Origin of the sequence: Thermocoleostomius sinensis A174 (assembly GCF_026802175.1) — a bacterium.
Lineage (GTDB): Bacteria > Cyanobacteriota > Cyanobacteriia > Elainellales > Elainellaceae > Thermocoleostomius > Thermocoleostomius sinensis.
In genome coordinates this window covers 276,403-296,041 of record NZ_CP113797.1, presented here as the reverse complement: position 1 = coordinate 296,041, position 19,639 = coordinate 276,403, and the positions used below count along the sequence as shown (strand labels likewise).

The following is a 19,639-nucleotide window of genomic DNA, read 5'->3' as shown; positions in this document are numbered from 1 at the left end:
GTTTGCTGGAATCCGCCTGTGACTTTCTTGTCGCTCGACTGATCGACTTACTCTGGATCAGCTTTGATTTAGATGAATCAATTCCGATTACAAAGTAGAATTTTTTGCAAATTGCTTTCCAATTTATCACCTCATTCTTAGATCATCAACGAATCCATATGCCCCAACGACCTGATATGCTTTGGCTCAGCGTTAGTTCTGGGCTGCGCTGTTTCGATCGCCCGCTGCTTCACTATTTAGCTCAGTTTGCTACTGTAGCTCAATGGGAATACAACCAACTTCAAGATGAACCAAATTCCTTTGAAACGGCTCTGACGCTCTTACATGATTATGTTCAACAACAATCACGACCATTGCACTTAGCAGGACATGGAACGGGTGGATTGCTAGGCTTGCTCTATGCTCAGCGTCATCCTGACTCTGTTCGATCGCTGGCTATCTGCTCGGTGGGGGTCCAACCAACCCTCGATTGGCAAGCCCACTATCATGTTCGTCGCCGCCTTTTGCCCTGTCCACGTTTGAAGGTGTTACAGCAAATGGTATATGACCTATTTGGCTGCCCACCGCCGTGTACGATGTCTGCCTTGGTAAAACTGCTTGAACAGGATCTTGAGCAATCGCTATCGCCCCATAATTTATTTCGACAATTGAGTCTTCCACCGTTAGAGGTGGCTGTACCGTTGTTAGTGTGTGGCGGTGTCGATGATGTGGTGCTTGATCCTAACCAACTGCAAGGATGGGAGTCACATTGGCGACACCCTCATTCCCGTTTGTGGATTTGCCCCGGCGGACGCTACTTCTTCCACTATTTTTATCCTCAACAGGTGGGAGACGAGGTTCGATCGTTTTGGCAACAGCTATCACTAGATGAAACGGTAGCCTTAGCGCCAGCAACGGTAGGTGTTCGCTAATCTACCACCGTATAGCGCACTAACTGCCTCACTTCCTCGGTCGATAAACCTAATTCTTTGCCAAGTGTCGCTTCTACCTCGGCAAACTCGGTTACAGGAAACTCAAATTCTAATCTGCGCAAACTCGAGTCGGCCGTGATGACCTCGACTCGGGTTAAGTCCTCTGATTGATCAATGACTGCTTGAATTGTTGCAATGTTAACAGACACTCTCACTTCTAACTGGGTATCGGCTTGCAAGCGCTCTTTCGTACTATACGGACGACTGAGCACCTCTACGGTGATCAGGCTGCAACTCAGCCAAAATAAGAACGCCAGAATTGGCAAAGGTAGCCAAAACTCAATCCCCAATGTCCCTAGCCATTGATTTCCTGCTCGTCGCACACAACCCCCATGCCCAATGTAATAAGGTATTTAACCAAAGGTATTTAACCAAGTGAGTCAATCAAGTGTTACACAGTTGCATTACACAGTTGCATCTTAGGGGGCAAGCCGATCGCTTGAAATCTCACTGATGGATGATGCTTTGCTCTATATGGCTCTCTAGACTAACGATATAGAATGAGCAGAGCAAGAGCAATGAAGATTTTGCTGGTGGAGGACGATGTCAAACAACTGATGCCGCTACAAACGGTTCTCTCCCAAGCCGGCCATAACGTCGATGGTGTTAACGATGGAGAAACAGCTCAGTGGCTAATTAGTGAAAAAGAGTACGATTTGCTGATTTTAGATTGGATGTTGCCTCAAATCAGCGGGTTAAATCTCTGTAAGCGGTATCGTGCCCTTGGAAAGGTATCGCCTGTGCTGATGATTACAGCGAAAGATACCACGCTCGATAAAGTAGCAGGGCTAGATGCGGGAGCAGATGATTATCTGGTCAAACCGATCGACATCGTTGAATTCATGGCACGAGTGCGGGCCCTCAGACGGCGATCGCCGCTTTGGCAAGGAGACAGCCTTTGTGTATCAGATTTGCAGTTGCATCTCGATACTTTAACGGTTGAACGGCAAGGGGAGATAGTGGCTCTGTCTAGCCGGGAATTTCAGCTACTTGAGTATTTCATGCGGCATCCCCATCAAGTTCTTTCTCGTGGTCAGATTGAGCAAACGGTTTGGGAGTGGGGCGAAGAACCTGAAAGTAACGCCATTACAGTTCTTGTACGCAAGCTGCGACAACGACTGCAAACCGTTGGAGCAGGCGATTGGATCGAAACAATCTATGGCATGGGATATCGATTGAATCCACCCATCAGTCATTGCACCAGCGATCGAGAATCCTTGAGCGTCGCTAGCCGCGTTTGATACGTTCTAGTGTTCATGGGTTGAGCTAACCTATCTGTTCTTTCTGTGTGGTTATGTTCAGTCGCAGTCGTCGCAATTTAGCCCGTTGGTTCACGCTGTCTATGGGCAGCATTCTCTTTTTGTTTTCCGGCACCATTTACTACCTGCGGGCTGAAGACAAGCTAGAGTCGATCGATCGACTTTTGCATAAAACGACTAGGGTGCTGGCGGCCAGCGTGCAATATGGCATAGAGCAAGAACAGTACCAGGTTGATCTAACCAATGTTCCCATTCTAGGAAACAGTGCTCAACCCATGGATAGCGACCTGCTTTATATTCGTTGGTATGATGCCCAAGGACGAGCTACCCAGTTTTTTGGGCCACCGCCACCACCTCAGCTTGATCGACCTGCTGGATTTGAAACCATTCAGTTGCAGGATGCTCAAATATCTCCTCTATGGGTGCGGCAAGTAACGTTACCCGTACAGGATGCTGGTAAATTAATTGGTCATCTGCAAGTTGCCATTCCGATGACCAGTTTAAAAGCAGATCTTCAGCAATTTCGACTACTGCTGACCTTGTTGCTTCCGATCGCTCTGGGAATGATTGGCTTAACAGGGTGGCTATTAAGTGGGGTGGCGATGCAACCGATTCGGCAGTCCTATCAACAACTGCAACGCTTCACCGCTGATGCATCCCATGAGTTGCGATCGCCCCTATCTGCCATTCTCACCAATGCCCAAGTCGGGCAATTGACAGCGATAGATCATCCCCAGTTGCGTCCTTTAATGGAAAATATCATTGACAGCACTAAATCAATGAGTACGTTGGTCAGCCATTTATTGCTGCTGGCTCGTCATCAGGGACGATTAGCCCCAGAGTTACTGAAATGGATTCACCTCAACGAACTTCTCGAGAAATTAGCAACGGATTACGCACTGCAAGCGGCTCAGCAAGACATTAAATTCATTAGTCATTTACCGGAAGTGCCTGTTCATCTATCCGCCGAACCAGATTTACTGCGACAGGCGATCGAGAATCTGCTGAGCAATGCCTGTAAGTACACACAGGCAGGGGGAACAGTGTGGCTACGCCTAGAACCCCATTCCGATCGGACCACCATCCAAGTGGTGGATACCGGAATTGGCATCCCAGCGTCCGATTTGCCCTATATTTTCGATCGCTTTTATCGGGTTGATACCGAGCGAACTCGAGAAAAGGGTGGGTTTGGACTAGGATTAGCAATCGCGCAGCAAATTGTTGAGGCTCATGGGGGAAGGCTGCTAGTGATGAGTACGCCGGGCCAAGGCTCTACGTTTCAAATCGAGCTACCACTTTAGCTATTCACCGACAATCATGGGATATAAACGGTGCATTTGGGAAATCTTTAAACAAGATTGACCTAATTAGACTAAAACCATCGTTAAATATATTTTTACTGAATCGACTTGCCTGAAGAAATCCTTTGTGCATTATAGTGGAACAAAAGTCAGCTAATTGGGTCAGCGCATTCAGCGTTTTTGCGCATTGCGATTGGTGCTCAGAATCACTTGGGGGAATCTACCAACTTACCTTCACTCCCAGGATCGATGGCTGCTAATCCTTCTGCCTTGCTGCTGCTTACCTGTGTCACCTGTACTGATGCAGCAACTACTCCTACTCCTGTCAGTGTCTCGACCTGCCCTGAACCTCAGCACCAGAGCCAGGGGAATTCTGCTGTTGCTGTCACCGCAGCGGTTGACTGTATCAGTTCTCCTGAAACAGTGGCAGTGGTACAACCTGTGCGATCGAATCTGGCAAGTACTAGACAGGATCTTCATGCTGATAATTCGTCGCAAGTCCACCGTCTAGACAGCACCATTCCACGCCCCACCGAGCCTGAGTCCTTCCATGCAGTGCTGACAGCTAGTGATAGGCAAACCAGGGAAAATGGGCAGTCTCGTAGGACATCTGAATCGATGCCGTTATCGATGCCGTTGTTGCGCCTGGGCAGTCGCGGTGAGGCGGTCAGCAGGCTACAAACCCACTTACACCAGTTGGGACACTATACAGGGGAAATTGATGGCATTTATGGAAGCAAGACCGAAGCCGCTGTGGCCAAATTTCAGCAGTTTCACGGTTTAGGGGTGGACGGCGTTGTTGGTGCTTTGACCTGGCAAAAACTACAGGCACGAGAGGGACAGTCAACTGCCGCCCCAGCCTTTGAAAACACTGATTCAGGCAGATCGTCCCAAGCTGCACCCTCCCAAGCGACAGAACCTGCGGTTGCGATCGAGCCGAGTGAAGAGACCAAATCTGCACCTGCTTCTAACCAATTGCGCCCCGAAGCGACTACCGCCCCTCAACCCATTGAGCGTGAGCCTGTTGACAACGACAGTTTGTACTATTGGATGTTGCTTTGGGCACTAGTTTATGGCGGTGGTAATGTCGTTATTTTCTGGAACCGTACCATCAGTAGTCTATGGTTTAACCTCTTGGAAAAATTAGTGCCTCAGCGCCCTCAGTCCGCTGTTGCTACCCCAAAAACGGCCAAGCCCTCTTTCGCCAAACCAACCGTTCAACCAACTTCTGCTGTTGCTTCTCGCCGTTCGGCATCGCCTGATCAGGCTGTCAAACCCACAGCCAAATCAACCACCGATCGCGCTCCGCAATCATCAACTCCTCAACCGTCGGCTGCACCTGCATCTGTGCCTCAAACCTCTTCAATCAGTTCGTCGATGAGTTCATCAATCAGCACTGAAGCTGCCTACCAAGCTGAAATCAATGGCAATGTGGCTGCTTCTGGAATGGAACCTGTCCTAGAGGCTGCCTTGGCCAATGACGGCGTGATTGAACCCTTGAGAAACCTGGTAGTAGACTCATCGACCTCTCCTCAGCAGCAAGCTCCAACCCATCGAACTTCCCAGCGTTTCAGCGCGTCCACTGCCAGAAGCAATCATGGCTATCGGGCTGTTACTCTGCCAGAGCCTAGCACTCCAATTTCGATCGCAAACCACACAGCGAGAAATCAACGAGTGACAAAAATGCCACAAATGTCCATCAACTCGTCTCAACTTAGCAATGACCCCGATCGGCCCGTTGAAGAGGCAAGCACCTTGGTGGCTACGCTCCCTGCCTCTGATGCAAAAACGGGAAATACCTACACCTACACCTTGCTTAATAATGCAGAAGGATACTTCAAGATTGAAGGAAATGAATTGAGGATTATGAACAAAGCGGTCTTGAACGTTGAAGATAAGGTTTGCCATATCGTTACGGTTCGCCGCACCGACGCCAAAGGCGTATCGATCGATAAATCCTTTATCTTGAATTTAAATAAAGCAGAGAATGTAAAGCCGAAAAGTTCGACCAATGCATCCGTGCATCCCATTCAACCGCTGCCGCTTGTGCAACCTGGATAACGACCAACGTTGCGCTGAATGAGGAAGTGCCCCCCAACGAGAGCGCTGGTGGCTACGCCCCGATCAAATCTGCTAATCGAAACTTGGCGATTTGAAAAATTTCAGTCAAGGCTTGCTCTCGTTCGGTGTCGATCGAGTGTTGTAAGCGCTGCTCAAATGCCTCTAGAATGCTGGTTTTGGTGTGATTGCGCACTGCAATGATAAAAGGAAACCCAAACTTTGTCTTATAGTCCTGATTCAGTGTTTGAAAGCGATCGAACTCTTCGGGAGATAGCCGATCCAGTCCAGCGCCCGCTTGCTCTTGCACCGAGGCTACTGCCATTTTGGCTTTGCTACCCAAATCGGGATGGGCACAAATTAGGGCCAGTTGCGCCTCAATAGGCGCTGCCCTAATGACCTCAACCATGCGCTGATGTAACGCTTCCAGACTAGTAAAAGGTCGCTGCTGCCAAGTTTGCTGAGCGATCGTGGGGGTTTGCTCAAACACAGCCCCCAATGCCGCCACGAACTCTTCTTGACTCATCTGGTTGATCGTGGTCAGGGAATAGGGCGGTGCAACAGACTTCGATTCAGACATCGCTTAGCTTCCTCGATAGGTGCTGTACGACCACGGCGAAACCAGCAGGGGCACGTGGTAATGGGCCTCTGGATTGGCAATACCAAACTGAATCGGAACGCGATCGAGAAAGCGCGGGGTGGGCAACGATGGCATCGATCGATCGAAGTATGCGCCTATCGCAAACACTAATTCGTACACGCCCGCTTGCAGTTCGTCTGCCGCCAGCAGAGGTGCATCTGTTCGACCATCCGCATTGGTATGCACCAATTTCAGCAACGTTTTGTCTCCTGAAGGCGGCACTTGCCAAAGCTCGATCGCCACATTGGCAGCAGGACCACCGTGTACAGTGTCTAGAACGTGCGTTGTTAATTGACCAGTTAATTGACCAGGCATAGTGGTAGGAAATGGCGTAGGAAATCCGTTGCAGCATTGGCATCACTGACAGAAACTCTAATCAACGGTTCTAGAGTCCGATCGGTTCTTGATAGCTTCTACCACTTCACGAACGCGGTAAATGGGGCGATTTTGCGATTCGTGATAGGTTCGCATCATCAGTTCAGCAATTAAGCCAAAGCTAAACAATTGCACCCCAGTTAAAAACAAGACAACGGCTAGAATTAGCAACGGTCGATCGCCAATGCTTTCGCCAAAGGCTAGCTTCACAAAAGTCAAATACGCGCCTAAGCCAACCCCGATCAGCATTGATATTAACCCAAATAGCCCAAATACGTGCATTGGACGGGTCAGAAACCGCTTCATAAAATAGATGGTGAACAAATCCATCAACACCCGAAAGGTGCGACCTAGCCCATATTTACTCTGGCCAAATTGCCGAGCATGGTGCTGCACTGGAATTTCAGCAATTCTAGCTCCTTCAATAAAGGCCAGGGCTGGAATAAATCGATGCAGTTCGCCATACAGATTCATGTCCATAATCAGTTCCGATCGATAGGCCTTGAGCGAGCAGCCGTAGTCGTGCAGATTCACGCCCGTAACTTTGGCAATCAACCAGTTGGCAATCTTAGATGGAATCAGACGAGTCAACATAGCGTCTTGCCGACGCTTGCGCCAGCCGCTCACCAAGTCATAGCCTTCGTCCAATTTAGCCAGCAAGCGGGGAATATCCGTTGGATCGTTCTGCAAGTCCCCGTCTAGGGTAACGACGGCTTGTCCCTGTGCGTACTTAAACCCTGCTGCCATTGCTGGCGTTTGCCCATAGTTGCGCCGTAGCAGCACCGCTCGCAAATCAGTCCGAGTGCGGGCCATCTGCCGTAGCAACTCCGACGAACCATCTTTGGAACCATCATCTACACAGATGATTTCGTAGGCAATGTGGTGCTGTTGCAGCGTAGTGGCGATCGCCTCAATGAGCCGAGGAATGCTTTCAATTTCGTTATAAACCGGCACCACCACCGAAACTTCTAGTTCGGGCGATACCAAAACGGTCGATCGCGATTCCTCCGGTAACAATGATGCACTCATAGCCACTTCATCCCTCCTCACCACTCGACACCTCACCACTCGACGATACAGATTACGGGTTGCGTTGGGTTACTATTTCAGACGTTCTGCCACAAATCCGCAAACGCCATTGTTTCATGTTTCTTCCTAAAGAAGTACATGACAGTAATCTAGCAGGCAGTGAGAAGTTTCGATCGCAGCAAGTGCCAGATCATCTTAGACTTTGGCTAAGGTCACTTGTTCTGGTTGATCTTGATACTTACCCCGCCGGGTTTCATAGCTGATGGCGCACGGGGCCCCTTCCAAAAACAGCAGTTGCACAATGCCTTCGTTGGCATAAATGCGGCAATCGGCACTAGATGAGTTGGAAAACTCTAGGGTTAAGTGTCCGCGCCATCCGGCTTCCGCTGGGGTTAAATTTGCAATCAGACCTACGCGCGCATAGGTGCTCTTGCCAATACACACGACTGTAACATTCTCAGGCACGGCTAAACGCTCTAGGGCGACGCCTAGCCCATAGGAGTGTGCCGGCAAAATGAAATAACTGCCGTTCTCATCAGAATGCAGCGCCACAGGTTCCAAATTGGCCGGGTTAAAGTTTTTTGGATCAACGACGGTTCCGGGAATGTGTTTGAAAATGCGAAATTCAGACGGAGATAGGCGCAGGTCATACCCATAGCTGCTAAGGCCATAGGAAATAACGGGGAGTCCATCTACATGCCGCACTAACCGAGGTTCGAACGGCTCAATCATGCCATTCGCCGCCATCTCCAAAATCCAGGTGTCGTTTTTAATCATGTAACTGAAGGATGAGAGAAATAACGGTTTAGTTATACCAACGATCGCTCTGTCCGACGCGAGCGCGGAGAAAGCTTTAAGAAACTTAGAAGATTGGGGGAAAATTCGATCGCAGGATAAGGGCGAGTGGCTAGGGGCGATAGGTGCGGCGCAGTTCTGTAATCTGATCGGCTACGTCCAAGATAGCAGACGGCATTTCGGGCCCGGTTAAAATCACATCCACTTGGCTGGGACGATGCTTGAGAAAATGCAGCACTTCTGCCTCGGAAATTAAGCCAAACTGAATGGCGAGGCTCAACTCGTCCAGAACCACGAGCGAATATTTACCTTCGGACACTACCGTTTGCGTATGTTCCCAAAGCTCGCGCAGGGCATCGGTTTCAGTCGGTTCTAATTCTGGTGTATTAATGCACCGCATGAGGCTACAGCGCATCCAATCTAAATGTTGTCCCAGTTGAATTGGCTGCCGTGGACCTTGCCCAATGCCACCTTTAAGGAACTGCACAATTAAAACAGGGGTTCCCTGTCCGGCAATCCGAAGGGCTTGCGCCATCACCCCAGTAAAAAAGCTGCGATGGGGGCAGGTAAAAACCTGAACCAGTCCTTCGATCGCATAGGGCAGGGAATGATTGCTGTCGCGGAGGGGTGTTTCAAGTTGGGAAACCATGATTAATCTCGAATGGGGATCAGTAGCCAAGCCAAATAATGAACCGAGGGGACAAGCGCGCTAGCAGTTTAGGCAGCTTAAGATTTTCTTTATTTATAGTACAAAGGTATGGAGAAACCAACGGACGATCGTCCTTCTCGCTGATCCACCTCGTTCTTCACATAGGCAAAATATAGCGTGATATTGAAAAAATTTCTGCCATCTAACGCTACATATAACTTTGAATTTAGAAATTGTTGGTTTTAGTTGGGTTTGAGATCGCTGCCCAGATTGGTGTCACTAGGGGCGCGGAAAGGGAAGTAGTCGATCGCGGCTTTCATTTCTCGTGAGATTCCTCGTTTTATTATCAGCAACTCCTCTTCTCCCTCTAGCCTCTAGCGCGAATCCCTTGTATTCTGAGTGAGAATTTGAGGCTGTCCTCTCCCATCAAATCTATAGATCCCCTCCTAAATCCCCTATGGCTTGGCAGCGTCCTGACGGTCGGCAACCCGACGAACTTCGTCCTGTTCGGTTTGAACGGCATTTTACCCGCTATGCAGCAGGGTCGGTGCTGGCTCACAGCGGCAATACTTGTGTGCTTTGTACGGTTACGGTGCAACCGGGTGTTCCTAAATTTCTCGAAGGCAGTGGGCAGGGTTGGCTTACAGCAGAATATCGCATGTTGCCAGCCGCCACTTTGCAACGACAGCCCCGGGAATTCATGAAGCTCTCTGGACGTACGCAAGAAATTCAACGATTGATTGGGCGCAGTTTGCGGGCAGCGCTAGATATGAAAGTGTTAGGAGAACGCACCCTGACCATCGATGCAGATGTGTTGCAGGCGGATGCTGGCACGCGCACTGCCTCGATCACGGGTGGGTTTGTTGCCCTCAGCGATGCGATCGACACATTGCTGCAAAGCGGTGAATTAACCAGTTCTCCAATTCGCCATCAAATTGCGGCGGTGTCAGTCGGACTCCTAGACGGTGAGCCGTTCCTTGACTTGGACTATACCGAAGATGCGGCAGCCACCACGGACTTCAATGTTGTCCTAAACGATGAACTGGGCCTGATTGAACTGCAAGGTACGGCCGAAGAAGGTAGCTTTACCCGTGCTCAACTCGATCGCATGCTTGATGTGGCTGAAAAGGGAATCAAAACCTTGATGCAATTACAGCGACAGGCCTTGCAACAGCCGCATTCCTGAACGATCAAAACTAGGTTGGGCACTCCTGAAGTCGGCAACGCGGTGTGACTGGTACTTGCCCGGCAAACCCAGCCTAGACCTGATATCCTGTTAGGATGCAGAGGGTTTCATCCTCCATGCTTCGTCTCTTTCGATTTAGCCTCCAGCCTTCATCCTTTAGCCGTTCTTTCTATTCTTCCCATGACCGACTGGCTCGAACATACCGTCCAAGTTGAAGTGGAAACGCCCATTGAGGTCGTGTGGAATCTGTGGTCGGATTTAGAGCAAATGCCAAAGTGGATGAAATGGATTGACTCGGTGAAGGTACTGGAAGATGATCCAGACCTATCACGCTGGAAACTTGCATCGGGCGGGTTTGAGTTTAGCTGGCTGTCGCGGATTACCAAACTTGTGACGCATCAAATCATTCAGTGGGAATCAGTGGATGGGTTGCCCAACCGAGGAGCCATTCGGTTTTACGATCGCGGCAACCACAGCATCGTCAAATTAACGGTCGCTTATTCCATTCCCGGAATTTTAGGCAAGCTCATGGACAATTTGTTTCTAGGACGGGTAGTAGAATCTACAATTCAGGCGGATATGAACCGATTTCGTGACTATGCCTTGAACGCCTATTCCAACTCTTCCAAGTAATCTCCTAGATCTGCTTTCGCAATCGCCGCAACGTTCCAGCCCGGCTAGCGATTGTGGCATGATTCTGCTCAAGCTGAACATAGAGCTTACCCGATAGCCATTTGCTTAAGTTCGATCGCTCATAGATGCGTAGATCCTCCTCCTGCGCGGCAAGCTGATAACCCATTGCTGCCAGGGTTGTTTCTAGCTCGGCTAAAAACTTCTTTTGTCCCTGAAATTGCACATCTACAGTAGTGGTGCGGTTGAAATAGGCTCCTAGCAACCCGGCCACGACTCCGCCCATCAACCCCAATCGGCCGGGCATCCCGGAATTTAGGCTAAACCCCATCCCTCTAGAGGCAACCAGTGCCACCAACACGCCTGCCGTCGTGAAATAGTACAAAAACGTTGGCAGAAACCCGGGGCCAAACTGCATAGGTATGTTCGATGTGCAAAATTATAGTTCCCAAATCATAGCGAAAAAAGCGTCTAAAGGGACTGGGCGATCGCCCAAGTCAGCCGAATTACAATCCATGACGTTACAAGTAATCTTGCAGAACCATGATCCGAGATTCCATAGTTTTGTAAAGTCAGTCTCAGCAAATCTGAAAATACTAAAAAATTATGGAAAACAGTGACCTGATCTGGCTAGGATGGAATCTTAATTAATAACAGTTTTTCTAGCGTAGGGCGGGTTGGTGAACTGATGATAACAAAAGAATTAGACCGGGAAACAGAACAGCTTTTGGCAGAAATTTTAGAACAAGAGAATATCACATCGGATGAATTGCTGCGTGTTTTAATTCGCGATCGTTGGCTGTCCCTACGTCAGCAATCCGTAGATTTACCAATCCGAACTGGTGAATCTCTATATCGACCTGCTAGCATCTCTACAGTCGCTACTGCTACCTCGCTTCGACCAAAAAACGGCAAGCAGGTGATTTCAGAGTTTCTCAAGCGGAAACGGTTTCACTAGAATATTGCCTGTAATATTGCTTGTAATATTGCCTGTACAATGCTGCCGGAATACTGCCTGTAATCAACTTTCCTCAGACGAGCAGATAGCGCTTACAGCCACTCACACTAGCGCCACCTACTAGCTACCAACCACCGATCAGGCAGTGACAGGAAGCGCTAGTTCGGTCAAAAGAGTACGGGCTTTCGCGATATCAAACGGAAAGGGTTTGCGTAGGGGACGATAATCTTTCTCGTAAGTAGGGCCATGTCGTAGTACAGCATTGACCAACAGGCATGGCTCTTGGCTGAGGTTGATGGCTCCGTGTGGTATGCCCGGCGGAATCGTCACCACTTTGGGCTGACGATCGCTGAGTGGAATATAGTGATACTCCCGATTTTGCAGAATCACCAGCACGAAGCTACCCCTCACAACCAGCAGTTGATCGGTCTGGAAATGATGCACAAATAAGTCATCGATCGTGCTGGCCGGGATTTGGGCTAGCATCGTTTCATGACTCGCTTGTGGAGTATAGAACTCCACCATGCCTGACTTGATGGAGTCCAGCAGGCGAACCTCCACCTGTTTTACCAAAGCCATATGAAACCTCCTAAAGCTGCGTTCCTACATTCAGCCTATCCGCAGTTTAGAAAAAACGTATATCAAGAATTGTTGCGATCATGACAAGATGTACATGTTTTATGCATCTACTTGTCCATCGAGATTTATTCGTAAATCGTGATCGCGGGTTCTAGCACTTCTTGGTTATAAACTTTGAGGGCAATACTCCAGGTTTGATAGCCTTGCTCGTTGAGGTGTAACCCATCCGTGCTCAGTTCCATGCGCAAATTGCCCTGTTCATCCGCAAACAGTGAGTACAAATCGAGAAAATAGACTTCTTCGTCTTGTGCGACGGCTTCTAACTCGCGGTTAAGGTCTTGAATGCGAGTATTCGGTAGCTTCAACAGCCGATCGCGTCCTTCCCAGGTGGCAGCCTCTGAAGCATGGGGCAATACAGATTGCAACACGATTTGCGCTCGAGGGTGGGACGCCTTCAGGGTGCGAACAATTTCTTGTTGATTGGTTACAATGGCTTCCTGGTCAAAACCCCGTAACAAATCATTAATCCCAATCATGATAAAGATAGTGTCTGGATCAGTACGATCGAAAGCCGAAAGCCGACGCAACAAACCCATCGAAGTCTCGCCAGAAATACTTTGATTGAGCCAAGTTCGATCGTTCAACAGCAGGGCTTGGGGAAACCAGAGGCTAATAGAATCTCCTGCCAAAATTGCCAAATGCTCTGGTTTTTGTTCAATCACAGCCTCCGCTTCTTGGGCTAGGAGCACCTGCCACTGCTCATAGGTCAGCGAGGGTCGGGGCCTGATTTCATGACCTGAGGTGGTCAATGTGGTCAGATTCGCCTGTGCTGTTGTTGCCTTCACCGTCGCCCCAGTTGAGCTAACGTTAACGTTGAGGTCAGAGGGTGCTGTTGTTGGAGTCAACGAGGCAGAATTTCTTATCTGCATCGACACCCCCAGTAACGCTGCTAGCAGTAGGCCATTCGCTGCCAAAGAGAGAAACACCCAACTTGGCAGGAACCGCAGTTGCAGCATCACAGGAGAAAACTTGACGAAATTCGCTACGAACCGAACGGAACGGCTTTTAAACTGTCGAATCGATCGATAGTCGATAGAACAATAGTTAGAACGTTTATTTCGCACTCACCCAAACCCATTTCAGCTAGCGACTCAGCGAACCTTAGTGTGCGTAACACCGCCTCATCATAACTCGAAGCCAAGGAATAGTCTGTAAAAAAAAGTCTGTAAAAAATTCTTATCGACTTCCCGACTCCCGACCCCCGACTCTCTCAAACTAAACTCAAACTAAAAGGGACACTGCCTAGCAGCATCCCTTCACGTGTGAGGTCAGACTAAGGTTAGCTCAAGATGCCAACCAAGCATTTAAGTCATAAATTAGTAATGCGTTGTAGCTCCAGGTGAGCCAGCCGTTGAGCTAACAGAACTGCCAGCGACGCCACCCGCTTCCTTCAAAAAGCCGCTATAGGCTTCCATGCCGTGTTCGCCAATGTCCAAGCCCACCAACTCTTCTTCTTCGGTGACACGCAATCCCATGATGGACTTTAACGCATACCAGAAGATAGTGCTGAGCACGACCGTCCATAGCCCGATCGTCAGAATGCCAAGAATTTGCGCAATCAGTTGGTTCGCGCCACCGCCAAAAAACAAGCCAGACTCCTGATCAAACAAGCCAACCGCCAAGGTTCCCCAAATACCATTGACCAAGTGCACCGAAATAGCACCCACTGGATCGTCAATGCGGATGCTGTCAAAGAAATACACCGAGAAGACAACGATAATACCGCCAATCAAGCCGATAATGACAGCGCCCAGGTAGGTGACACCAGCACAGCCTGCCGTAATAGCGACCAGACCTGCCAAAATCCCATTAATAATCATCGAGAGGTCAGGCTTACCAGAAGCTAACCAAGACGTGATAGTCGCTGAAATTCCACCCGCTGCTGCGGCTAAGTTGGTGGTGACAGCAATGTACGGAACCGCTTCATTGGCTGCTAACTCAGAGCCAGGGTTGAATCCAAACCAGCCGATCCACAAGATCAGACATCCCAACGTGGCAATGCTCATATTGTGGCCGGGCAGTGCCGAAAGCTGACCATTGGTATATTTACCAATGCGAGGTCCTAGGATGGCAGCACCCATCAAGGCGGCCCAACCGCCCACCGAGTGAACCACCGTCGATCCAGCGAAATCTGAGAAACCTGTGCCGCCTAAAAAGCCAATCTCAGAGAGCATTCCACCGCCCCAGACCCAGTGACCACTGATGGGATAGGAAATACCCGTAATCAGGAGGCTGAAAATGAGGAAGTCGATGAACTTGATGCGCTCCGCCACCGCTCCAGAAACGATCGTGGCGGCCGTTCCGGCAAAGGCAGCTTGGAACAAGAAATACACAGGCACGGTCAAGGTACTTTCTTCCAACCCATAGGTGGCCGAATCTCCTGTTAGGAACCAACCACCAGCCCCAAAGAAGCCGTTGCCTTGTGCCCCAAACATGAGGGAGTAGCCGATCGCCCAATACGCAATCGTTGCCAGTGCAAATACAATCAAGTTCTTTGACAAAACGTTGACAGCATTTTTCTGACGACAGAATCCGGTTTCTAACATGCCGAACCCTGCGTTCATGAAAATCACCAGAATCGCTGCGACGAGAACCCAGATGTTATCTAACGTCGCCTGAACGCTTTCCGGAGTCAGGGGTTCCTCCTGGGCAGATGCTGCCAAACTCCACGCACCAACGATGAGGGCGGTCAGAGGAACACACGCGAGCCAACTCGCAGATAGCTGAGGCAGAATCCTCTTCAGCGTTTGAAACGCCCCATTGACATTTGGCAGAGAGCCAGAACCGATCGCCAATAGCGGCTCAGTCTGACTTCTTAACCGTTTTCTTCTAAAGTCCAGTTTCTTAGACATCATCACTCGATGTTCCTTTCTTAGTTGCAGTTAGCCAACAACTCTACGAAACACAGCAGAGTCCTTATCGTTCGGATAGGAGGAGCAACCCACACCTTCCAGTAAACCCTCTTAGCATCAGCCAAATTGTAAATCTGGCGAGTAGAGGACTGAGTTGATCAACAAGTCGGCGTTCATAGAGAAGCGACCTGTTGACACACTCGAGCACCCACTGAAAGCTTGGTACGTATCATAGAAATTTCATCAACTGTTAACATGTCAGTTCTGTATTCCGGAATACATTTTGCTTTTCTTCCTCGGTAATTTTATAGAATGTTGCTACTTCTCTAGTATCTTGAGAAGAATTGTCCGCCAATTAGGGAAATCGATCGGCAACATACCAACCTACACAAAAGGCAAACCGACAAATAGCCAACCAACGGGGATCGATACTGCTCAATCGGCAAAGATCGTTTCATCTTCTGCCCGCCAAGCCGGATCGACAATACAGAGAAAAACTAGCGGCTCTGTTCCTGAGTTGTGAATGGATTGTTGAGCATTGGGTGGAATGTAAATGGCATCGCCAGCCTCTACGGGTTGGGTCTCAGCGTCAATGCGCATTTCACCACTACCGCTCAGGATGTAGTATACTTCCGAGGTTTTCAGTGCATGGAGTTTTGAGGTCTGCCCAGGCAAGACGATCGCATGGGCAAGGCTGTAGCGTAGGGCGATCGGTTGTTTGTCGGGGTGCAGCAATTCGCGTAACAGTGTTGCATCACCCGCCACGAATTCAGGACATTGATTGAGTTTTTGCACAAGCATAGGTTTCCAGCAACCAGCCAGTAGTTGTCTCAACTCATCTAAATGAGTCTAAATCTAATGGGTCTAATTGGTCTTATACCCATTCTTGGTCATGCTGCCTAGTATTCACCCCACCGCCGACGGTTCCTCTCCTTGGCAAGGGAAGGTTGGGAGGGGTTGGCATCTGGTGCAACCGGATAAAGCATTGGTCTTAGCCTAAATGAAACGGGCGAATACGAGTCGCATCCACTCAAATACCATCTATCTAAGTCAAATTGTCGAATTGACTCACTGCAAGCTAGCCGAGCATCTTAAAGCTTACTTCACTATTCGTACCTATCTCCGGTATAGGAAATTGTTGGATAGGTCGAAGGAGTATAATCAGGACAGTTGATGGCAGCATCCGAAAGCGCTTCACTCGGGTGTACAGGACACTTCAGCCGATGATCATTGGTGAAAAACTGACAGTTTGCACAGGGAATTTGATGCATCTGTTTAGCATTTGTGATGCTGTCTCGGATAGCCGCCCACGTGTTCCAACCAATGAGCAACACGATCGTCCAAGCTAAGACAAAGCAGATGGGAACAAGCAACGGTTGCAACGTTTGAATTAGCCAGTACAACGAAACATGGGCAATGTGGAACATAGCGGAAAGAAAATAAAGATGAATGACAGAATTAATGTTGAATCGGAGGGAATGAAATCTAAGAACAATAAGCGCTGAAGTGTTGTGAATTCGATCGAGCTTGGGCCGTTGCCTTCCTCCCAAGGAGTGACCCAGTGGTAGGAAGTGAGAACATTGAATTTATCGTATCGTAGCAGTCCAGTGCTTTACTAACTTAGAGATTGAGTTGTGTGAAGTCGGCTAAAAACTTGGTTGCTGCCAAGCTTCTAACCAAGGCGCTGGTTGCAACATAGCTTAACGCTGAGTTGCTTTTAACTAGCTTCCTCACATTGAGAAGGATCAGGGGTTTCAAAAGTTTTGATGACATTACATCGCAGTTCCGGTGAATGGCGCTTGGGACTTGTTCTGGCGCTGATTACAGTTTTGTTATGGGGAGTGTTGCCGATTCCGTTGAAGGTGGTTTTGCAAGCCGCTGATGTCTACACAGTTACTTGGTTTCGGTTTCTGTTGTCGTTTGGGTTATTGACGGTTTATCTGGGGATAAGGCAGCAATTACCCAGTTGGCAAACGTTGCGATCGCTCCGGTTAGATTTGCTTACCATCGCCACGGTCTCTCTAGCGGTGAACTACCTGTTTTTTCTGAAAGGATTGAATGCGACTTCACCTAGCAATGCTCAAGTGATTATTCAACTTGCGCCTGTGCTAATGGGGATGGGCGGGTTATTTGTGTTTAAGGAACGATATCACCTGCGGCAATGGCTGGGGCTAAGCGTGCTAGCGTTTGGGATGACGCTATTTTTTAACGATCAGTTGCAAGTGCTGGCAGGAGCGTCGGCGGCTTATCTGCTGGGCAGTTTTTGGCTATTGCTAGCGGCGATTGTTTGGGCAGCCTATGCTTTGGCCCAAAAGCAACTGCTGCAACAGTTGAGTTCGCCTGGGATCATGTGGTTAATTTATGGCGGTAGTGCTCTCTTGTTCACACCTTTAGCCGCACCAACGGCTCTCTTCAACTTGACAGGGTTTCAGTGGACAATGTTAATTTTCAGCGCCTTCAACACGCTGCTGGCCTATGGAGCGTTTGCCGAAGCCCTCGATCGTTGGGATGCTTCTAGGGTCAGTGCGGTGTTGTCCTTGACGCCAATCATTACAATGGGAGCCGTATTCATGATTTCAGGGCTATTTCCAGCCATGTTAACGGCGGATGCAATGACTTGGCTTGGTCTGATGGGCGCGATGCTCGTTGTATCTGGGTCTGCCAGCATTGCTCTGGGGAAATAGCTCCTCGCGCCTTTAAGCCGTGCTCAAAATCCTATCTAACTGGCGATCGTCACCCAGGATAGGTTCAGTCAGTGCCCCAACCGAGAGAACCGTTATTGAGTTACAGGATGCTGAAATCGTAAAAAGATCTAAACTCCGAGCGGCTTACCGGGGTTTTGTGCGATGATGATCCAATGTAGTCTGAATTTTGTTTCTTAGGTAACAGACAGGAATTTAAGCTATGGCATTGCAACTTGGTGATACCGTTCCCAACTTTACTCAACAGTCCAGTGAAGGGGAAATTAATTTCTACGATTGGGCTGGCGATAGCTGGGTGGTCTTTTTCTCACACCCGGCTGATTATACGCCCGTTTGCACCACAGAACTTGGCGAAGTGGCAAAACTTAAGTCCGAGTTTGAAAAGCGCAACGCCAAAGTGATTGCTCTCAGTGTGGATGATGCAGATTCGCACAAAGGCTGGATCAATGACATCAACGAAACACAGAACACAACTGTTAACTATCCCATCATTGCCGATGCAGACAAATCGGTGTCTGAAGCGTATGGCATGATTCACCCTAATGCCAATGCCAAGGTGACAGTCCGCACCGTGTTTGTCATTGATCCGGATAAAAAGCTGCGGTTGACGATTACCTATCCTCCCAGCACCGGACGCAATTTTGAAGAAATTTTGCGGGTGATCGATTCGCTGCAACTGACCGACAACTACAGCGTGGCGACGCCTGTGAACTGGAAAGAAGGAGAGGATGTAGTGGTTGTGCCGTCAATTTCTACGGAAGAAGCGAAGCAGAAATTCCCTAAAGGGGTAACAGAAGTGAAGCCGTATCTACGGATGACACCGCAGCCCAATAAGTAAGTGTCTATTGATTGGTAATTGGTGATTGCTAATCGATACATGGGTAGTGGGGGTGCCTGCTGCCCATTTTTGTTGGACTGTTTGTTGGACTGGAAGCAGAACTCGATCGCATGGGAGAGATGATGCCAATCGCATCACGGTATAGTGAGACAAATGCTCCACTGGTTGGTGTGTACGATGACGCCTCAAGAAATTACAGCAGAGTTAAAAAATTTGTTTGGTGAAGCGGTGCAGGTGAATGAGCCGGAATCTTGGCAAGCAGAACTAGATAATTTGCGGCTGTTGGTGTTGCTATCCGAGGATCGATCGTGGTTGCGGGCACTGGTAACGATCGCACCCATGCAAGAGGCATTGCCTTTTATGCAGCAGTTGTTAGAAGCCAATTTCGATGAAACTCAAGAAACGCGCTATGCCTTCTTTCAAGGGTTGTTGTGGGGCGTGTTTCAACATAGCCGTGATAGCTTGACGTCCACTGATTTTCGAGCAGCGATCGCTCGATTACTCACCATCCAGCAGCAAGGATTGGGGAATGCGTTTAATGACCTGGCAGAAACGCAGGTGCGACAAATCATTCGGGCAGCTAAACAACAGGGACAAACGCTGGAAGCTACGCTGCAATCGTTAGAGCGATTTTATGAAGAAGGCGTGATGGGGGATATTGATTCTGGCCCAGCGACCCGCAATCGAGTACTGGGAGCATGGCGCTATCAGTTAGAACGCCTGTGGGAAACGGTAGAGCCATAGAACCAAGCGCGGT

Annotated in this window: 22 protein-coding genes; 10 read left to right on the top strand and 12 right to left on the bottom strand. The window is 49.1% G+C overall.

Annotated elements, in window-relative coordinates:
- Nucleotides 1–158: 158 nt before the first annotated feature.
- Entirely contained in the window at nt 159–911 is a 753-nt protein-coding gene (locus tag OXH18_RS01245) for an alpha/beta fold hydrolase (protein WP_268610612.1), read from the top strand.
- On the opposite strand, the gene OXH18_RS01240 is transcribed toward OXH18_RS01245, so the two are convergent.
- Nucleotides 908–1,294, bottom strand: a complete 387-nt coding sequence (locus OXH18_RS01240; protein WP_268610611.1) for a hypothetical protein — start codon at nt 1,292–1,294, stop codon at nt 908–910. The genes OXH18_RS01245 and OXH18_RS01240 overlap by 4 nt on opposite strands.
- Before the next feature lie 195 nt (nt 1,295–1,489).
- Here OXH18_RS01240 and rppA point away from each other — a divergent pair, with 195 nt between their 5' ends.
- The 3 genes from rppA to OXH18_RS01225 all read left to right on the top strand — a co-directional run bounded on the left by rppA (nt 1,490) and on the right by OXH18_RS01225 (nt 5,592).
- Nucleotides 1,490–2,212 carry a two-component system response regulator RppA gene (gene rppA / locus OXH18_RS01235; RefSeq protein WP_268610610.1) on the top strand — a complete coding sequence of 241 codons (723 nt, stop codon included), beginning with the start codon at nt 1,490–1,492 and terminating at the stop codon, nt 2,210–2,212.
- 53 nt (nt 2,213–2,265) lie between these two features.
- Nucleotides 2,266–3,531, top strand: coding sequence for a sensor histidine kinase (locus OXH18_RS01230; protein WP_268610609.1), 1,266 nt, complete (start codon nt 2,266–2,268; stop codon nt 3,529–3,531).
- A 249-nt stretch (nt 3,532–3,780) separates the two neighbouring features.
- The gene (locus tag OXH18_RS01225) at nt 3,781–5,592 is read left to right on the top strand and encodes a peptidoglycan-binding protein (RefSeq protein WP_268610608.1); all 1,812 of its coding nucleotides are present in this window, start codon (nt 3,781–3,783) and stop codon (nt 5,590–5,592) included.
- Nucleotides 5,593–5,644: 52 nt separating this feature from the next.
- Here OXH18_RS01225 and uraD read toward each other — a convergent pair whose 3' ends face one another.
- The 5 genes from uraD to OXH18_RS01200 form a co-directional block, all read right to left on the bottom strand.
- Complete coding sequence (uraD, locus tag OXH18_RS01220) at nt 5,645–6,169, bottom strand: 2-oxo-4-hydroxy-4-carboxy-5-ureidoimidazoline decarboxylase (RefSeq protein ID WP_268610607.1); 525 nt, start codon at nt 6,167–6,169, stop codon at nt 5,645–5,647.
- 3 nt (nt 6,170–6,172) lie between these two features.
- Entirely contained in the window at nt 6,173–6,544 is a 372-nt protein-coding gene (gene uraH / locus OXH18_RS01215; RefSeq protein WP_268610606.1) for a hydroxyisourate hydrolase, read from the bottom strand.
- A 57-nt stretch (nt 6,545–6,601) separates the two neighbouring features.
- Nucleotides 6,602–7,633: a glycosyltransferase family 2 protein gene (locus tag OXH18_RS01210; protein WP_268610605.1), complete on the bottom strand. Its 1,032-nt coding sequence runs from the start codon at nt 7,631–7,633 to the stop codon at nt 6,602–6,604.
- Nucleotides 7,634–7,828: 195 nt separating this feature from the next.
- On the bottom strand, nt 7,829–8,410 hold the full coding sequence (gene dcd, locus OXH18_RS01205; protein ID WP_268610604.1) for a dCTP deaminase: 582 nt from the start codon (nt 8,408–8,410) through the stop codon (nt 7,829–7,831).
- Between the two features lie 130 nt (nt 8,411–8,540).
- Nucleotides 8,541–9,077 carry a P-loop NTPase family protein gene (locus tag OXH18_RS01200; protein ID WP_268610603.1) on the bottom strand — a complete coding sequence of 179 codons (537 nt, stop codon included), beginning with the start codon at nt 9,075–9,077 and terminating at the stop codon, nt 8,541–8,543.
- Between the two features lie 457 nt (nt 9,078–9,534).
- Here OXH18_RS01200 and rph point away from each other — a divergent pair, with 457 nt between their 5' ends.
- Nucleotides 9,535–10,263, top strand: coding sequence for a ribonuclease PH (gene rph / locus OXH18_RS01195; RefSeq protein WP_268610602.1), 729 nt, complete (start codon nt 9,535–9,537; stop codon nt 10,261–10,263).
- A 180-nt stretch (nt 10,264–10,443) separates the two neighbouring features.
- Complete coding sequence (locus OXH18_RS01190) at nt 10,444–10,896, top strand: SRPBCC family protein (RefSeq protein WP_268610601.1); 453 nt, start codon at nt 10,444–10,446, stop codon at nt 10,894–10,896.
- A gap of 4 nt (nt 10,897–10,900) precedes the next feature.
- Here the strand turns inward: OXH18_RS01190 and OXH18_RS01185 are convergent, their stop codons facing one another.
- On the bottom strand, nt 10,901–11,311 hold the full coding sequence (locus OXH18_RS01185) for a hypothetical protein (protein ID WP_268610600.1): 411 nt from the start codon (nt 11,309–11,311) through the stop codon (nt 10,901–10,903).
- A 270-nt stretch (nt 11,312–11,581) separates the two neighbouring features.
- Between OXH18_RS01185 and OXH18_RS01180 the strand changes: the two genes are divergently transcribed.
- The gene (locus OXH18_RS01180) at nt 11,582–11,851 is read left to right on the top strand and encodes a hypothetical protein (RefSeq protein WP_268610599.1); all 270 of its coding nucleotides are present in this window, start codon (nt 11,582–11,584) and stop codon (nt 11,849–11,851) included.
- Between the two features lie 138 nt (nt 11,852–11,989).
- Here OXH18_RS01180 and OXH18_RS01175 read toward each other — a convergent pair whose 3' ends face one another.
- The 5 genes from OXH18_RS01175 to OXH18_RS01155 all read right to left on the bottom strand — a co-directional run bounded on the left by OXH18_RS01175 (nt 11,990) and on the right by OXH18_RS01155 (nt 16,769).
- The gene (locus tag OXH18_RS01175) at nt 11,990–12,430 is read right to left on the bottom strand and encodes a cupin domain-containing protein (protein WP_268610598.1); all 441 of its coding nucleotides are present in this window, start codon (nt 12,428–12,430) and stop codon (nt 11,990–11,992) included.
- A 125-nt stretch (nt 12,431–12,555) separates the two neighbouring features.
- Nucleotides 12,556–13,554: an SGNH/GDSL hydrolase family protein gene (locus OXH18_RS01170; protein ID WP_268610597.1), complete on the bottom strand. Its 999-nt coding sequence runs from the start codon at nt 13,552–13,554 to the stop codon at nt 12,556–12,558.
- Nucleotides 13,555–13,806: 252 nt separating this feature from the next.
- Nucleotides 13,807–15,342, bottom strand: a complete 1,536-nt coding sequence (locus OXH18_RS01165) for an ammonium transporter (protein ID WP_315874806.1) — start codon at nt 15,340–15,342, stop codon at nt 13,807–13,809.
- A gap of 435 nt (nt 15,343–15,777) precedes the next feature.
- On the bottom strand, nt 15,778–16,143 hold the full coding sequence (locus tag OXH18_RS01160; RefSeq protein ID WP_268610595.1) for a cupin domain-containing protein: 366 nt from the start codon (nt 16,141–16,143) through the stop codon (nt 15,778–15,780).
- Between the two features lie 305 nt (nt 16,144–16,448).
- Entirely contained in the window at nt 16,449–16,769 is a 321-nt protein-coding gene (locus OXH18_RS01155) for a hypothetical protein (protein ID WP_268610594.1), read from the bottom strand.
- A 339-nt stretch (nt 16,770–17,108) separates the two neighbouring features.
- On the opposite strand from OXH18_RS01155, the gene OXH18_RS01150 reads away from it, so the two are divergent.
- The 3 genes from OXH18_RS01150 to OXH18_RS01140 all read left to right on the top strand — a co-directional run bounded on the left by OXH18_RS01150 (nt 17,109) and on the right by OXH18_RS01140 (nt 19,626).
- Nucleotides 17,109–18,026 (top strand): DMT family transporter, encoded by a 918-nt coding sequence (locus OXH18_RS01150; RefSeq protein WP_268610593.1) that lies wholly within the window; start codon nt 17,109–17,111, stop codon nt 18,024–18,026.
- A gap of 220 nt (nt 18,027–18,246) precedes the next feature.
- The gene (locus OXH18_RS01145; RefSeq protein ID WP_268610592.1) at nt 18,247–18,882 is read left to right on the top strand and encodes a peroxiredoxin; all 636 of its coding nucleotides are present in this window, start codon (nt 18,247–18,249) and stop codon (nt 18,880–18,882) included.
- Nucleotides 18,883–19,059: 177 nt separating this feature from the next.
- The gene (locus tag OXH18_RS01140; RefSeq protein ID WP_268610591.1) at nt 19,060–19,626 is read left to right on the top strand and encodes a hypothetical protein; all 567 of its coding nucleotides are present in this window, start codon (nt 19,060–19,062) and stop codon (nt 19,624–19,626) included.
- The last annotated feature ends 13 nt before the right edge of the window (nt 19,627–19,639 follow it).

Bases quoted from the DNA above. Each gene is read 5' to 3' on its own strand.
- OXH18_RS01245 (WP_268610612.1), top strand. From the start codon at position 159: ATGCCCCAACGACCTGATATGCTTTGGCTCAGCGTTAGTTCTGGGCTG.
- rppA (WP_268610610.1), top strand. From the start codon at position 1,490: ATGAAGATTTTGCTGGTGGAGGACGATGTCAAACAACTGATGCCGCTA.
- OXH18_RS01230 (WP_268610609.1), top strand. From the start codon at position 2,266: ATGTTCAGTCGCAGTCGTCGCAATTTAGCCCGTTGGTTCACGCTGTCT.
- OXH18_RS01225 (WP_268610608.1), top strand. From the start codon at position 3,781: ATGGCTGCTAATCCTTCTGCCTTGCTGCTGCTTACCTGTGTCACCTGT.
- uraD (WP_268610607.1), bottom strand. From the start codon at position 6,169: ATGTCTGAATCGAAGTCTGTTGCACCGCCCTATTCCCTGACCACGATC.
- uraH (WP_268610606.1), bottom strand. From the start codon at position 6,544: ATGCCTGGTCAATTAACTGGTCAATTAACAACGCACGTTCTAGACACT.
- OXH18_RS01210 (WP_268610605.1), bottom strand. From the start codon at position 7,633: ATGAGTGCATCATTGTTACCGGAGGAATCGCGATCGACCGTTTTGGTA.
- dcd (WP_268610604.1), bottom strand. From the start codon at position 8,410: ATGATTAAAAACGACACCTGGATTTTGGAGATGGCGGCGAATGGCATG.
- OXH18_RS01200 (WP_268610603.1), bottom strand. From the start codon at position 9,077: ATGGTTTCCCAACTTGAAACACCCCTCCGCGACAGCAATCATTCCCTG.
- rph (WP_268610602.1), top strand. From the start codon at position 9,535: ATGGCTTGGCAGCGTCCTGACGGTCGGCAACCCGACGAACTTCGTCCT.
- OXH18_RS01190 (WP_268610601.1), top strand. From the start codon at position 10,444: ATGACCGACTGGCTCGAACATACCGTCCAAGTTGAAGTGGAAACGCCC.
- OXH18_RS01185 (WP_268610600.1), bottom strand. From the start codon at position 11,311: ATGCAGTTTGGCCCCGGGTTTCTGCCAACGTTTTTGTACTATTTCACG.
- OXH18_RS01180 (WP_268610599.1), top strand. From the start codon at position 11,582: ATGATAACAAAAGAATTAGACCGGGAAACAGAACAGCTTTTGGCAGAA.
- OXH18_RS01175 (WP_268610598.1), bottom strand. From the start codon at position 12,430: ATGGCTTTGGTAAAACAGGTGGAGGTTCGCCTGCTGGACTCCATCAAG.
- OXH18_RS01165 (WP_315874806.1), bottom strand. From the start codon at position 15,342: ATGTCTAAGAAACTGGACTTTAGAAGAAAACGGTTAAGAAGTCAGACT.
- OXH18_RS01160 (WP_268610595.1), bottom strand. From the start codon at position 16,143: ATGCTTGTGCAAAAACTCAATCAATGTCCTGAATTCGTGGCGGGTGAT.
- OXH18_RS01155 (WP_268610594.1), bottom strand. From the start codon at position 16,769: ATGTTCCACATTGCCCATGTTTCGTTGTACTGGCTAATTCAAACGTTG.
- OXH18_RS01150 (WP_268610593.1), top strand. From the start codon at position 17,109: ATGACATTACATCGCAGTTCCGGTGAATGGCGCTTGGGACTTGTTCTG.
- OXH18_RS01145 (WP_268610592.1), top strand. From the start codon at position 18,247: ATGGCATTGCAACTTGGTGATACCGTTCCCAACTTTACTCAACAGTCC.
- OXH18_RS01140 (WP_268610591.1), top strand. From the start codon at position 19,060: ATGACGCCTCAAGAAATTACAGCAGAGTTAAAAAATTTGTTTGGTGAA.